9 protein-coding genes and 1 tRNA gene are annotated in these 15,718 nt (G+C 41.2%); all 10 read left to right on the forward strand.

Translation table 11 applies throughout. From position 1 onward, the window contains the following. The first annotated feature begins 66 nt into the window (after positions 1-66). The 10 genes from T543_RS08930 (at position 67) to T543_RS08975 (ending at position 15,707) form a co-directional block, all read left to right on the forward strand. The gene (locus T543_RS08930; protein ID WP_035767675.1) at positions 67-870 is read left to right on the forward strand and encodes a response regulator; all 804 of its coding nucleotides are present in this window, start codon (positions 67-69) and stop codon (positions 868-870) included. Positions 871-1,335: 465 nt separating this feature from the next. Further along, positions 1,336-2,313, forward strand: coding sequence for a transporter substrate-binding domain-containing protein (locus T543_RS08935; RefSeq protein ID WP_051638654.1), 978 nt, complete (start codon positions 1,336-1,338; stop codon positions 2,311-2,313). Between the two features lie 3 nt (positions 2,314-2,316). Further along, a complete protein-coding gene (locus T543_RS08940) occupies positions 2,317-3,105 on the forward strand; it encodes an amino acid ABC transporter permease (protein ID WP_035767677.1) in 789 nt (262 codons plus the stop codon). Beyond that, a complete protein-coding gene (locus tag T543_RS08945) occupies positions 3,089-3,865 on the forward strand; it encodes an amino acid ABC transporter ATP-binding protein (RefSeq protein WP_035767680.1) in 777 nt (258 codons plus the stop codon). The genes T543_RS08940 and T543_RS08945 overlap by 17 nt, the downstream gene beginning before the upstream one ends. A gap of 70 nt (positions 3,866-3,935) precedes the next feature. Continuing rightward, entirely contained in the window at positions 3,936-5,438 is a 1,503-nt protein-coding gene (locus T543_RS08950; RefSeq protein WP_051638655.1) for a M20 family metallopeptidase, read from the forward strand. A 301-nt stretch (positions 5,439-5,739) separates the two neighbouring features. Continuing rightward, positions 5,740-9,675 (forward strand): alanine-zipper protein, encoded by a 3,936-nt coding sequence (locus T543_RS08955; protein WP_035767681.1) that lies wholly within the window; start codon positions 5,740-5,742, stop codon positions 9,673-9,675. A 252-nt stretch (positions 9,676-9,927) separates the two neighbouring features. Further along, complete coding sequence (locus T543_RS08960; protein ID WP_035767682.1) at positions 9,928-11,037, forward strand: GntR family transcriptional regulator; 1,110 nt, start codon at positions 9,928-9,930, stop codon at positions 11,035-11,037. 42 nt (positions 11,038-11,079) lie between these two features. Then, entirely contained in the window at positions 11,080-12,372 is a 1,293-nt protein-coding gene (locus tag T543_RS08965) for a glycoside hydrolase family 125 protein (protein ID WP_035767683.1), read from the forward strand. An 18-nt stretch (positions 12,373-12,390) separates the two neighbouring features. Next, the gene (locus T543_RS08970) at positions 12,391-15,522 is read left to right on the forward strand and encodes an alpha-mannosidase (protein WP_035767684.1); all 3,132 of its coding nucleotides are present in this window, start codon (positions 12,391-12,393) and stop codon (positions 15,520-15,522) included. A 103-nt stretch (positions 15,523-15,625) separates the two neighbouring features. Continuing rightward, a tRNA-Leu gene (locus T543_RS08975) sits at positions 15,626-15,707 on the forward strand. Positions 15,708-15,718: the final 11 nt, after the last annotated feature.

Raw genomic sequence — 15,718 nt, forward strand, 5'->3', positions numbered from 1 at the left:
AGTGGACTGACTTAAGGAACCTACCGCAAGCGGTATCCCTTAGGTCGTTAGACAGGAGTAAGTAATATGAAAGCTATAGCGGTTGATGATGAATATCTTGCACTTGAGGGGTGCTTGAATGCTATAAAAAAGGCAGATCCATCGATTGAAGTGGAAGGATTTGAAAGTGGAGAAGATGCTATAGAATATCTGAAAAAATCTATTCCTGATATTGCTTTTCTTGATGTAGAGATGCGCGGCGAAAATGGAATAAAAGTGGCAAAAGAGCTTCAGAAATTTAATTCGAGGATAAATATCATTTTTGTTACCGGTTACTCTGAATTTATGCAGGATGCTTTTTCTTTATATGCTAGTGGGTATATTTTAAAACCGGTTACAGCAGGAAAAGTAAAAGATGCGCTTGAACATCTAAGATATCCTGTGGAAGAAAGTCTTGAAAAGAAGATGCGCATTCGTACATTCGGCAATTTTGAAGTGTTCGGGGTAGATGGCAAACCGGTTGAGTTTGCATACAGCAAAACTAAGGAACTGCTCGCAGTCCTTATAGATGCTAACGGGGCAATGAGGACTTTCGATCAGATAATGGAATATCTGTGGATGGATGAGCTTGATGCAGGAAGCCATGGCTCATATTTAAGAAATCTTTTTGCTGACATGCAAAGAGTCTTTTCCGATCAGGGAGTAGGCGATGCTCTTATAAGAAGAAGGGGAGCTGCCGGAATAGACAGGAACTATTTTGTGTGTGACTATTTTATGTTTCTGGAGGGCAAAAAGGCCCAGTATGTATTTGCAGGAGAATATATGTCCCAGTATAGCTGGGGAGAAATGACTCTGGGAAAACTGGTTCAGATGTCAGAAGAAGACTTCTAATTTTTTGTGCAAAACCATGTGATAAAGAATCATAATGACATGGAAATGGCTTATTTATGCGGCTTTGAATCATGTGACACTTTTGTGACATACTTTGTGAGATAATAAAGTCCCAAATGATTTCCTCTATTATATAGTTCCCTCTATAATAATTAAGGATGAGAGAAACGTCTGTTTTGCAGGCGTTTTTTTCATTTTGTGGATAAATATTGTATGTGACAATATTTACAATAGTTCCCACATTCTTAGCGATACCTGTTAAGGATGTGGGAATTTTTTATACACTTTTTACAATATTAATTAACGGAATATGGTATGGTAATTATTATGAAAGTAATTTCTTGATTATTTTTAATTTAGGGGGTTGATAAAATACATCAAGTGTATTATTATGTATAAAATATTAAAGAAATGAATATTTATGCATAATACATTGCATATATGAATATTTTAAGGAGGAACATTATGAAGAAGAAACTTATCGCAGCTATTTTGACAGGTGTTATGGTATTTAGTATGACAGCTTGTGGAGGATCATCCGCAGATACAGCATCTAATGAAGCAGAGAGCACAACTACTGAGGCTGAGAGTACAGAAGATGCAGCAGAGGCTGAGAGCACTGAGGACGCAGCAGAGGCAGAGAGTACAGAGGAATCAGAAGCTGAGGAGAATACAGAGACAGCAGGCACAGCGGCAGAGATCTCAACAGTAACAGAAGGAAAGCTTACAGTAGCAACATCACCTGATTTTGCTCCCTATGAGTTCTATGCAGTAGATGATGAGGGAACACCTCAGCTTGCTGGTTTTGACATTGCTCTTGCCGGCTACATTGCTGATTACCTTGGCCTTGAGCTTGAGGTTGTACCGGTTGACTTTGACGGTGTTCTTATGGAGCTTCAGACCAAATCTGTTGACCTTGGACTTGCTGGTCTTTCACCGGATCCGAAGCGTGAATCTATCATGGACTTTTCAGATATTTACTATGAAGGCGGACAGTCATTTGTATGCACTCAGGCAAACAAGGACAAGTTCACAAGTCTTGAGGATACAAACAATGCTGAGTATGAGATAGGTGCTCAGACAGGTTCTATCCAGGTTGATCTTGCGCAGACAAACAGTCCTGATGCAGATATCATTCAGCTTACCAAGGTAACAGATATAGTTGCAGAGCTTCTTGCAGGCAAGCTTGATGGTGCATATATCGAAACTGCTGTTGCTGAAAGTTATGCCAAGAACTATCCTGAGCTTTGCGTAGTACTTGATGTTCCTTATGACGGAGCAGAGGGTTCAGCAGTTGGTATTTCCAAGGACAACACAGCACTTAAGGATGCGGTAAACGAAGCAATAAAGAGCGCTATTGATTCAGGAAAAATGGATGAATTCGTAGCTACAGCCAATGAGCAGGCAAGCGGAGAAATTATAGAAGGTCTTTTAGAGGACTAATTTATGGACAGCTTTATTAAAATAGAGAATTTTTCAAAACTAACTCCATACATGACATTGTTCTGGCAGGGAATCCTTGTAACGGTAATGCTCTCTCTTTTTACCGTTGCTATAGGTTTTGTGCTCGCTCTTATCCTCTCTGCCATGAGAATGTCCAGATGTTATCCATTTGCTTTTCTTGGACTTGATAAGGAGGGGCATCAGAAGGAAAGCGGTCTTGGTGTTGCAATAGGTAAATTTAACCCTTTGAGTTTCCTTGCAACAGCATACGTAGAGATACTTAGATCAACACCTGTTATTGTGCAGGTTGCGATCATCTATTACGGCGTGTTTGGAGCACTTATTGAACTTCCGAACTTTACATTTCTGGGATTCATTAAGTTTGAAAGATTTTTCCCCGGAGTTGTTGCTCTGGGAATGAACTCCGGTGCTTATCTGTGTGAGATCATGCGTTCCGGAATTCAGTCGATCGACCAGGGACAGACTGAAGCTGCCAGATCACTTGGCATGAGTCAGTTCCAGAATATGCGATACATTATTCTGCCTCAGGCGATAAAGAACATCCTTCCCGCAATAGCAAACGAATTCGTAGTTATCATCAAGGAGTCTGCTATTACTTATACAATCGGTGTTCAGGACATTATGTCTGCAGTCAATGCGGTAAGAGGTGCAACTTTCATTATCATTGAGCCACTGCTTGTTGCAACAGCAATTTATTTCTGCCTGTGCTTCCCTACAAGTAAGCTCATTGCATATTTTGAAAGGAGGATGAGCCGTGGCGACAAGAGATAAACTTATTCAGATAACAGATCTTGAAAAGCACTATAATGGCGGCAAGATCAAGGCACTTGACGGAGTGAGTGTTGAGATAGATAAGGGCGATGTCATGGTTGTCATAGGTCCTTCCGGAAGCGGAAAATCAACATTCCTCAGATCGCTCAATCTCCTTGAAGAGCCCACAGGCGGTGCGATACTTTTTGATGATGTCGATATAACCAAGAAGAAATTCAAGGATGAAAACGGCAAGTGGAAAAAAATCGATATAGATGTCCACAGACAGAAAATGGGCATGGTATTTCAGCACTTTAATCTTTTTCCGCACAAGACAATTATGCAGAACATGATCCTTGCACCGATGAAGGTTAAGCATGTTCCGGAGGAAGAAGCTAAAAAGAAAGCCATGGAGCTCCTTAAGAGGGTTGGCCTTGAAGACAGAGCTGATGCTTATCCGATACAGCTTTCCGGGGGACAAAAGCAGCGTATTGCAATAGTGAGAGCGCTCATGATGGAACCCGAGGTGATGCTCTTTGATGAGCCTACATCAGCACTGGATCCTGAGATGGTAGGCGAAGTTCTCGATGTTATGAAACAACTTGCGGCAGAAGGAATGACGATGGTTGTTGTTACGCATGAGATGGGATTTGCAAGAGAAGTAGGAAACAGGGTTCTTTTCATGGCAGACGGAAAACTGCTTGAACAGGGAACTCCCGAAGATATTTTTGAAAATCCTAAATGTGACAGATTGAAGGAATTTCTTGGGAAAGTATTATAAATGAAGAGAGGAACTGCATGGATTATCCCGGCAGTTCCTTTGTGCATTATAGTAAAAAACGGAGGGCTAAATGGACAGTAATAAAATAAATTCACCTGATGATATTGAAGGTTTAAAAGAACTCGCCATAAAAGAAATTGAGAACAAAAAAGATCTTGTAACAGAAGTGTCTGATAAGATATGGGAATATGCTGAGCTTTCATTAAAGGAATATAAATCCTGTGACCTGTACTGTGAAGTTATGAAAAAAGAGGGATTTGACGTTGAAAAAGGAATTTGCAATATTCCTACAGCTTTTCGTGCAAAGTTCGGAAAAGGGAAACCTGTAATAGGTATTCTTGCAGAATACGATGCTCTGTCAGGACTTGCCCAGAAAAGAGCCTGTACTGAAAAAGAAATATATATTTCTCAAGAAGGAACCGGTGAGGATGCAGGACACGGCTGCGGTCACAATATGCTTGGGGCAGGCGCTATGGCGGCAACACTCGGAATAAAGAAATATCTCGAGGAGAGCAGAAGAGAAGGTACAGTTATTTTGTACGGATGTCCCGGAGAAGAAGGCTGCGCGTCTAAGGCTTTCATGGCAAGAGACGGAGAGTGGAAGAAGATAGATGCTGCTCTTACCTGGCATCCAGAGGACTGCAACGAAGTTGTGACAGGTTCTTCAAACTCATGCATTCAGGTGAGATACACTTTTCATGGAATAGCTTCACATGCATCTGCTACTCCTGAGAAAGGAAGAAGTGCTCTTGACGCCGTAGAGCTCATGAACATAGGCGTTCAGTTTTTGAGAGAGCACATGAGTGACAGGGCAAGAGTACACTATGCAATAACAGATGCGGGTGGAGTCAGCCCCAACGTTGTTCAGTCAAATGCACAGGTACTTTATATGGTCAGGGCAAATCATGTAGGAGAAGCGGTTGAACTGCAAAAGAGAGTTGACAAAATAGCAGAAGGCGCTGCTCTTATGACTGAGACTACATTTACAAGGGAGTTCGTAGATGGCCTCTCTGATACAGTGACAAACAGGACTCTTGAAGAGGTTGCATATAAAAACTTCGAGAAATTAGGTGTTCCCACATATACAAATGATGAGTTTGAATTTGCCAAAAAACTGGCACATACCTATGAGGAACATGATGGTATTCCGGGACTTGGAACTCCTTTTGATCCTGAATATAAAAAAGAGATTGAAGCTTTGAAAAAGAAGAAAGCTGCGGAATGTGCCTTTGAGAGAGCTATGAATGATTTCCTCCTTCCTCATTTTACAAAAGATGCATTTGAGCCGGGATCAACAGACGTGGGAGACGTCAGCTGGCAGTGCCCGACACTTCAGATCCATGTGGCTGCATGGCCAAACGGATGTCCCGGACATAGCTGGCAGAATGTATCTTCGGGCGGATCGTCTATCGGACACAAGGCGGAACTGCACGCAGGCAAGGTACTGTGCGCAACGGCAATAGATTTATATGAACATGATCAGATACTAAAAGAAGCAAACGAAGAATTCAAAGAAAGGACAAAAGAGGGATATGTATGTCCCATTCCTGACGATGCCATAGCCAGGGTTTAAAGCAAAATACAGGTAGTTTTTCAAGATTCGGGTTTCCTGCAAACGTAGATGTAGACTGCGCTGGAAGCCCGAATTAATCATTTCTAAAGAAATAGTTAATAGAAAATTAAAGAATGTAAACCTTTGCGGATTTTGCGGGGAACTTACAGGAAAATAGGCTCTTTCATAGAAACGGAAATAAGTCAAGTACGAGTTTTGAAATAATCGTTTCATTTTCAGCGCTTTTTTCTGAAATAATATATCATATAATCCTCTTATAAGACAAATATAAATCGTTTTGTGATACGAAGAGGTTTTAAATATGAAAAGAAATAACATCAACAAGTACCTGATCAAAACAGCAACATTTGGACTTAGCGCAGCTATGATGATGAATCCCATAGCGGTAATGGCTGAGGAGATAACTGATACAACAGAAGATTCAAATACACTGAGTATTGAAGATACAAGTGCAGAAAAAATGGCAGAGGAATACGGAAATGCCGTTAATAATATTGATGACGCAGCCGGCAAGGTTGAAGAAGCAGTAGAAAATCTTCCTAAGGAAGAAGTAAAGCAGGAAGAGACAACATCAGAAGATAGTAATACCGAAGAAGCTCCTGTAGCAGAAACTGCAACAACAAATACTGAAGCAGAAGAGGTTACAAATCAGGCATCTGCTCCTGCTGAGGAAAACGCAGCATCAGAAGCAAATAATGAAAGCGGCGAAGGTTCTACAGCAGAAGATAACACAGTTAATGGCGCAGCAGAGAATACATCAGAAGCTGCAAAAACAACAGCAGAGGAAATCGAAGGTGCAATGGAAAACCTCACAGAGGCAGTTTCCAATCTTCCTACAGGAGATAAGGTACAGGAGAATGTACAGGCTATAAGCGATGCTTCTGCAGATGTTGATGGTGCTCTGGCAGAAGCAAAGAATGCTCAGGAAGACGCAAACAATGCAGCAGGTGATTACAAAGATGCTGTTTCTGAAGCTGAAAAGAAAATCGATGAGCAGAAACAGAAGATAAACAATGCTTCAACAGTTGACGAAGCAACTTCAGCATATGATGAGGCATCAAAGGCTGCTGAAAAAGCTAATACAGCATGTAACGAAGCGCTTAATAAGTATAATGACAGCAAGAAGAATTATGAAGCAGCACTTGAAAAAGTAGAAGCTGCAAAGAAGAAGTACGAAGAAGCTCAGAACAATGCTTCAAGTGATCTTGAAACAGCAAAGACCAATCTTGATAACGCAAAGAAGGCAGCTGAACAGCTCCGCATAGCAGCTGATAAGGCTCTTGAGGAAGCAAAGGCAGCAAAAAAATCTGCAGATGATGTTGCAGATAAGCAGCTTGAGGCAGCAGAAGATGCAAAGAAAAAAGCTGATGAAGCTCTTACAAAGGCAAATGCTGAAGCAGAGGCTGCACAGGATGCTGCTGATAAGGCACAGGAAGCAGCAGATGAACTTAAGGAAACAGCAGATGCCGACCAGAAGACAGCTAAAAGAGCTCAGGAAACAGCTGATGCTCTTGACAAGAAGGCTGACAAGGCTGAGCAGGATGCTGCAGATGCACAGAAAACAGCAGATGATCTGAAAGAGAAGGCGGATGCTGCTGCAGACACAGCTGATAGAGCAGAAGGAACATCCAAGGATCTCGATAAGAAGGCTCAGGATGCTAAAGATGAGGCAGATGCAGCTCAGAAGGTAGCAGATGATCTTAAGGAAAAGGCAGATGCTGCCAGAAATACAGCTAATAATGCAAGGAAAACTGCCGAAGACAAGAAGAAAGTAGCTGATGAAGCTAAAGGCGTTGCAGATACGGCAAAGAGCGAAGCAGATAAACTCAGTAAAAAGGCAGATGATGCTAAGACACTTGCAGATGAAGCTGCTAAAGCTGCAGGGGAGATTGAAAAAGAAATCACAGAACTTAAAGAAAATGCGACTAACCCTGAAAGTGAGTACAATAAAGCTAAGTCAGCATATGAAAGATTGGATGAAAACGCATCTGCGGCAGAACAAACAGCTTCTGAAATAGCTGAAGCTGAAAAGGATACCATTAGTAAAGGTAACGCAGCAGCTAATAGAAAGAGTGAAGCTGATAAAGCGGCAAAAGATGCAAAGGATGCGTTTGACAATAAGTACAATGATAAAGCTGAGGAATATGCAATAAAAGTTGCAGGTAGTTCATTGGCGAGTGGACTTTTGGCAGCCTATTATAATGCTGATATAGCGCTTGATATAGTTTGCTACTATTTTAAACAGCTTGATCCTGACACAGTGATAGACCTTGAAAATATAGAAAAAGATTTCTTTGATTGGGGCGGAAGCGATTATCATTACTTACGAGTTAAGATAAATGGAATAGACCACTATTTTAATTTTGATACTTATAAGAACTCTATAACAGTTTTTGAGAAAAAAAATAATGATCCTGGATCCCGTAAAAATGATTCTTTATTTATAAATAGCGGTGAATTAAAGAATGAATACATCTCTTTAAAGCAGAAGGCAGATGAAACTGCTGCAACTGCTACCAAAGTGGATGAAGAGACAAAACAAGATATTTCCGACGGAGAGGCTGCTAAGCAGAGAGTAAGCGATGCAAATTCAAATGCAAAAACAGCAAGAGAAGCAGCAGACATCAAAAAAGCAGCATTAGAGGACATTGAAAAGAAATATAATAGCGACTTAAGTGATGCACAGGGCAAGCTTGAAGAAGCAAATAAGACAGCAGATGCAAGAAAAACAGAGTATGCCAATGCTTTTTCAGTAGCCGAAACAGCTCAGGAAGCTGCAGCATCTAAGAAGGGCGAATATGTTGCAAAACAGTCAGAAGCAAACAAAGCTTCAGAAACTGCATCAGAGCTTGAGAATATTGCAAGTGACGCAGAGACAACATCTTCTAATTCAAAAAAGAGAGCAGATGATCTCAAGAATGACGCAGATAATGCTAAGCAGAATGCTGATGAGTTTAAGAAAACTGTAGATGAGCTTAGGAATGCAGCAGATGAAGAAGCTGCTACAGCAAAAAGAGCACAGGAAACAGCAAAATCAAAGGATGCTGATGCAAAGGCTGCGAGGGGCGAAGCAGGTAAGGCTCAGGATACAGCTGATGAACTTAAGAAGCTTGCCGATGCTTCAAAAGATACTGCAGACAGATCACAGAAAACAGCATCTGAACTTGCTGAAAAGGCATCTGATGCAAAAGACGTTGCAAAGAATAAGAAAACAGAGGCAGATAAAGCTGCTGATTCACTTGAAGATATGAAGAAAACTGTATCTGATGCAAAGATTAAAGCCGAAGATGATTTTGAGAAGGCAAAAGCTGCTTACGAAGAGTTAGGTAAGGCTGCTAAGGCTGCTGAGGATGCAGTAGATAAAGCTCAGAAGAGAGTTGATGAGCTCAAGAACGCTATCGATAAGGAAAAGAGAACAACAACAGTTGGCGACGCGGTTGTAGATCCTGACAAGAATATGCTTGAGGAACTTGAGAGAAAGTTAGGGGAAGCTGCTGATGATCTTGAGAAGGCTAACGAAGCAAAAGACGAGGTTACAAAGAAGTTAAACGAAGCAAAAGATGACCTTGATAAGAAGAAAAACGAACTTACAAAGACAAACGGTGAAAACAGCCAGCAGGCAAACAACGCAGACAACAATAGCAACAGCTCTGATAACAACAATTCAGACAGCAGCAAGGATGATTCTTCAAAGAAGAAAAAGAAGACAGACTCTTCTAAGAATGAAAGCTCATCACAGGCAGCAGCTTCAGATGAAAACGGTGATGATAGTGCTGCAGAAAATGTATCAGTATCAAACAGCCAGGCTCAGAACACAGAGTCAGCTTCAAATGCTGATAACGGCAATGTGACAGAGTCAGAAAATAATGCAGAAGAAGCTGCAGTACTTGGCGCAAGAAGATCACCTGCAGGTAACACAATGGTTGTTAAGGCTGCATCAAATGATCAGACTAAGGAAGATGCAGAAGCATTAGCTACAGAGGATGCAGAAGCTGATGAGACTGAAAATGAAGTAAAAGAGGAAGCAGCTACTGAGAATACAACTGAAAAAGAAACTGAAGACAATGCTGAAACAGTAAATATCGAAGACGAGGAAACTGCTAAGTCAGATTCTATCCCTGTAAACAAAGGATTATACTGGATGCTTGGACTTCTCGGAATAGCAGTTGTTGGAAGCGGTGTTGCAGTAAGCAAGAAAATCGCAAAGAAGCAGACTGTAAAAAATTCAGATAAATAATTTGAATAAATAAATACTTTAATGACCTATGCCATAGGGTGGATAAAACCACTCTATGGCATTTTTTTGAATAGGAAGTTCCTCCGAAATTCCTATTCAAAAAAGCTCCGCTATGGATTTAAACAAATTTTCACCTTTAAATTTGTGTGATTTTCACTATTGAGATAAAAAAATAAGTATTATATTATGATATGCAAATGATATAACAAATAACCGAAAAAGATATATCATTTAAAAAGAAAGAGTACCCCTATGTCAAAAGAACTCAGATATGAAAAAATTTATAGTGACTTGAAGGGCAAGATTAAAAGCGGAGAATTAAAATCCGGAGATAAACTTCCCTCTGAGCTTGAACTCGCTGAAGAATACGGCGTCAGCAGGATTACAAGCAAGAAAGCCATGGAGATCCTAACGCAGGAAGGACTCGCTATAAGGACAAGAGGTCGCGGGTCTTATGTCACTGAGGATGCAAAGGACATTCTTGAGAATGCGACAGCTTTCTCACATGAAAAACCAAAAGATATATCATTTTCAAAAGATGCAAACATGATCGGCGTTATAGTTGATACTTTCAGCGAGGACTTTGGTAGTGAGATGCTAAGGGGAATCGAGAGAGAATGTCACAGACAGAACTTGCGGTTATTGTTTGGCTGTACCTATGGAAGCATAGAGTCGGAAAATGATACGGTCAGGCAGTTTATAGAGCTTGGCGCAAAGGGAATTATAGTCATGTGCGTTCACGGAGAGGTGTACAACAACACTTTGCTTGAGCTAGGCCTTAAAGGGTATCCGCTTGTGCTTGTTGACAGACCTATGAAGGGAATTCCGATTCCCTGCGTAAAAACGGATAATTACAAGGCAGCCTATGAGCTTACGAACAAGCTTCTAAAAAACGGAGACGACAGGATCTGCTTTGTGACACATGCGGATGTGGAGATGCCAACCCTCTCTGAAAGATATGACGGATTTACTGCTGCTGTTATGGAACATGACAACGTATCCGGTACTATCGCTCATATAGAGATGCAGGACGGCTATTCAGAAAATACAAGAGAATTCAAGGTGGACTATTCCGGTGCGTTAAAACTCCTTAAGGCTCATAAGGACTGTAATACCTTCCTTGCAACCGAATATAAGATCGCAGTGCTTCTTAATATGGCGGCTAACGAACTAAAGCGGGATATAGCTATCGCAACCTTTGATGAGATCGCAGCTTTTTACAATGGCGGTAAAACATTTTTGCATATAAGGCAGGATGAAAACAGGATAGGAATAGAAGCTGTTCAGATGCTCTCCTCCATAATAAAGGGTGAAAAAAAGCAGGGAATTGTAAATGTCCCCTATAAGCTTATTGATGAATGACTTTGATATAACAGGTTCTGATTTGAAAGGAGTTTAGAGGTAATGAATATTTCCGGAGAATACGCAGCAATAAAGGATATGTGTGCAGAAGTCAGGGAAAAGTTTCCTAAGGAAAGCAAAATCCCGGAGATGTTTGAAAAATGTATAAGCAATACACTTCAGACAACAATTAAGACTTTGGATGATGGCTCTGTTTTTGTAATAACAGGAGACATCCCTGCAATGTGGCTTAGAGATTCATCCTGTCAGCTTAGACCTTTTCTTTTGTTTGCCCAAAAAGAACAGGAAATAAGAGATGTCATCGTTAAACTGATAGACAAGCAGACAAAATGCATTCTGGCAGATCCTTATGCCAATGCATTTAATGAAGGTCCAAACGGTAACGGCTTCCAGGATGATAAGACAGATATGAAACCTGAGATATGGGAGCGCAAATATGAGATAGATTCACTTTGCTTCCCGATTCAGCTCTCATATCTACTGTGGAAAAACAGCGGTGAAACTGCTCAGTTTACAGAAGATTGGAAGAAGGCTGCAAAGACTGTTATTGAAACATTCCGCACGGAGCAGGATCACGAACACAAATCTAATTACAGATTTGAAAGAAACTGCGTGGTATTCACCGATACTCTTTCCAGAGATGGAAAGGGCGCACTTTGCAAGGATAATATCGGTCTCATCTGGTCGGGCTTTAGACCTTCCGATGACGCGTGCACATACGGATACCTTATTCCTTCAAATATGCTGGCATCAGTAATACTTGGCTACATTTCTGAGATTGCCGCAGAAATTTATAAGGATGATGAGCTTTCCAAAGAGGCGGAGAGTTTTTCAAGTCAGGTCAGGGAATCAGTAGAAAAATATGCACATCCTGTTTTGTTTGATAAGAATATTTATGCCTACGAGGTAGACGGATTCGGACAGTATAACATCATGGATGATGCTAATCTGCCTAGCCTTCTGTCAATTCCCTACATGGGATATCTTGAGAGAGACGATGACAGATACCTTCAGACGAGGAATCATATCTTAAGTGATGCCAATCCATATTATTACGAAGGTAAATGCCTAAAGGGTATAGGAAGTCCGCATACGCCTACAAGATATGTCTGGGATATGTCAATTTGCATGCAGGCTATAACATCAGATGATGTTGATGAAAAGATGAGGCTTTTAAATCTGCTTACTGAAACGGATGCAGGTACATTCCTCATGCACGAGGGCGTTAATGTTGATGACCCTAATGAGTACACAAGACCCTGGTTTTCATGGGCAAACTCAGTATTTTGTGAAGCTGTCATGGATTACTGCGGATACAGAGTAAAGATACACTAAAGAGAAAAGGAGATTAGTATGGTTTTCTTAAAAGAAAGAATCGGAAGACTCATAGGAATACTTGGTGATCTGAGATATGAGAAGTCTTTTCCGATAACGACTTACAGAATGAAGCATTCTGATGAAAGATATCCTGATGTTGAAACAATGGATTCAACGGGTTGGGATGAACTTAAAAACACAGAGATATGGGGAGGACACAGAGAGTATTTTTATTTTGATACTACAATAACTGTGCCTTCAGAGTGCGAGGGGAAAGCACTTGTATATACACTTAGGACCGGCAGGGAAGATGGCTGGGATGCTCTTAATCCTCAGTTCCTTGTATACGTAAACGGTGAAAAGAGAATGGGCATGGACGTAAATCACAGAGACCTTCTGCTTACAGAGTCGGCCCATGCAGGTGAGACCTTCAGAATAGTTCTTGCTGCATTTACAGGAGATAACAATTTCCAGATAGCCCTTGATTCCAATTTCCACATCTATCATGCGGATGTTGAAAAATACTATTATGACCTCAAGGTGCCCTATGATGTTGCAAGACTTCTTCCCGCAGAAGATACTTCGCATATAACGATCATTCAGGCTCTTAATGAGTCTCTCAATCTTCTTGATATGAGAAAGCCTTTTTCAAAAGAGTTCTTTGAAACACTTAAAAAGGCAGATGATTACCTTGATAAGAACTTCTATAAGAAATACGGCGGAAATTCAAAACAGACCGTATATTGCACAGGCCATACTCATATAGACCTTGCATGGCTCTGGTCAATTGATACAACAAAAGACAAGACTGTAAGAAGCTTTTCAACAGTTCTTGAGCTTATGAGAAGATACCCTGAGTATAAGTTCATGCACAGCCAGCCTCAGGAATATCTGTATGTAAAAGAAAAAGCTCCGGATATCTATGAGCAGGTAAAAGAGCGCATTAAGGAAGGCCGCTGGGAACCTGAAGGCGGAATGTGGGTAGAAGCAGACTGCAATATTCCTTCCGGTGAAGCTCTTGTAAGACAGTTCTTATATGGAATAAGATTTTTCAAGGAAGAGTTCGACAAGCCAAGCGAGATACTCTGGCTTCCCGATGTTTTCGGTTACAGCGCAGCTCTCCCTCAGATCATGGAAAAATCAAACATAAAATATTTCATGACCACCAAGATCAGCTGGAGTGAGTTTAATAAGATGCCCTATGATACTTTCTATTGGGAGGGCATAGATGGAACACGCATCCTTACTCACTTTATTCCTACAAGGGACTACAATGCAAGAGCTGTTGAGGGTGGTGCGGAAAACGATCATTTCACAACCTACAACGGAATGCTCAGTCCCACTCAGGTAATGGGAAGCTGGCAGAGATATTCACAGAAGCATATCAACGACGAAGTCCTCATGTCCTATGGATGGGGAGACGGCGGCGGCGGCCCTACAAGAGAAATGCTTGAAAACCAGAGAAGAATGCAGCAGGGTATCCCCGGATGTCCTGAGACAAAGCAGGCACTTCCCACAGAGTTTTTCCATGTGCTCGAGGAAAACACAAAGGGGAACAAGTATATGCCTATCTGGAGCGGAGAGTTATACCTTGAGTATCACCGTGGAACATATACTTCCATGGCAAGAAATAAGAGATTTAACAGAAAATCCGAGTTTGCCTATGAGAATCTTGAGTTCCTCGGAACAATGGCAGAGCGCCTCATAGGACTTGCATATCCTGAAAAAGAGCTGACAAGCGGATGGCAGACAATCCTTAAAAACCAGTTCCACGATATTCTGCCGGGCTCATCAATAAAGGAAGTTTACGAGCAGTCCAAGGAAGAGTATGAAGAGATTCTTGGTATTGCTGCAAAGAACATCGATGCGATCACAGAGAGCGTAGCAGATGAGATCAAGGGTGAAAAGGGAGATATTGTAGTATTTAATGCTACAGGCATAAATGAGACTGCTCCTGTACTTATTCCCGGTGCCAAGGATGTAAAAGCAGTTTCTGATGAAAATGGTACCTACGAAGTTCAGCAGACAGAAGATGGCGCATTTGTCGTTATACCTTCTGCTTCCGCACACGGCTATTCTTCATTTAAGGTAGCTGATAAATGTGAGTCAAAGGGCAGCCTTGATATTACAAAGAATTCTGTTGAAACACCTTTCTTTAGCATAAAGATTGATGCTGACGGAAGATTTACAAGCATTTTTGATAAGAAGGCAAAAAGAGAGCTGTTAAAGAGCGGCGAGCTCGGAAATGTCCTTATGACCTATGAGGATCAGCCTCACAATTTTGATGCTTGGGATATAAACAACTACTACACAGAGAAGTCATGGGAAATTGATAAGGCTGAATCTGTAGAAGTTATCGAAGAAGGACCTCTTCGCGGATGTATCAAGGTTACATACAAGTACCTTGACTCAACACTTGTACAGTACATGTACTTCTATCGCGATCTGTATCGTTTTGATATCAGACATGAGATTGACTGGAAGGAAAATCATATCCTGCTTAGAGGATATTTCCCTGTTGATATCCATGCTACTGAGGCTACATACGAGATCCAGTACGGTAATGTTAAGAGACCTACTCATTACAATACTTCATGGGATTTTGCCAAGTTTGAAGTATGTGCTCAGAAGTGGATCGATATTAGCGAAGCAACCTATGGTCTTAGCGTATTAAATGACTGCAAATTCGGATATAGCATTCATGACGGCGTGATCGGACTTACTATGCTCAAGAGCGCAACATATCCTAATCCGGATGCAGATAAGGAGCACCATAGCTTTACATATTCCTTCTGCCCTCACGAGGGAACATTTGTAGAAGGAAATACTGCTGCAAAGGCTTATCTTTTCAACAATCCGCTTAAGGCAGTTGTTAAGAATAAGGCAGGCGAGAAGCTCGCTTCCGATTACAGCTTTGTATGGACAGAAGGATCAGACGTTATAGTAGAAGCTGTTAAGAAGTCTGAGGATGGAAAAGCTATTATTGTAAGATGCTATGAGCCTTATGATAAGAGGGAGAATACATCTCTTCATATTGCTGCTGATGTTAAGGGCGTATGTGAATGTAATCTTCTGGAAGAGAAGATTAATGATGCAGTACTTGAAGGCGGTAAGCTTGATGTATCATTTAAGCCTTTCGAGATCAGGACATTTAGATTTGAGATTTAAAGATTTAATTAGTATTCGAGGTCGGCATCCTGCGGAGGGGCCGACCTCGAAACTTAAACTGAAATTGACGTATGGCTTAATATGCGGTATATTATATAAGTTCGCAGAAGTGATGGAATTGGCAGACATGCAGGATTTAGGTTCCTGTGCCGCAAGGCGTGTGGGTTCAAGTCCCATCTTCTGCATAAATACAAGA

This window comes from Butyrivibrio sp. NC2002 (assembly GCF_000702265.1).
Classification (GTDB): Bacteria; Bacillota; Clostridia; order Lachnospirales; family Lachnospiraceae; genus Butyrivibrio.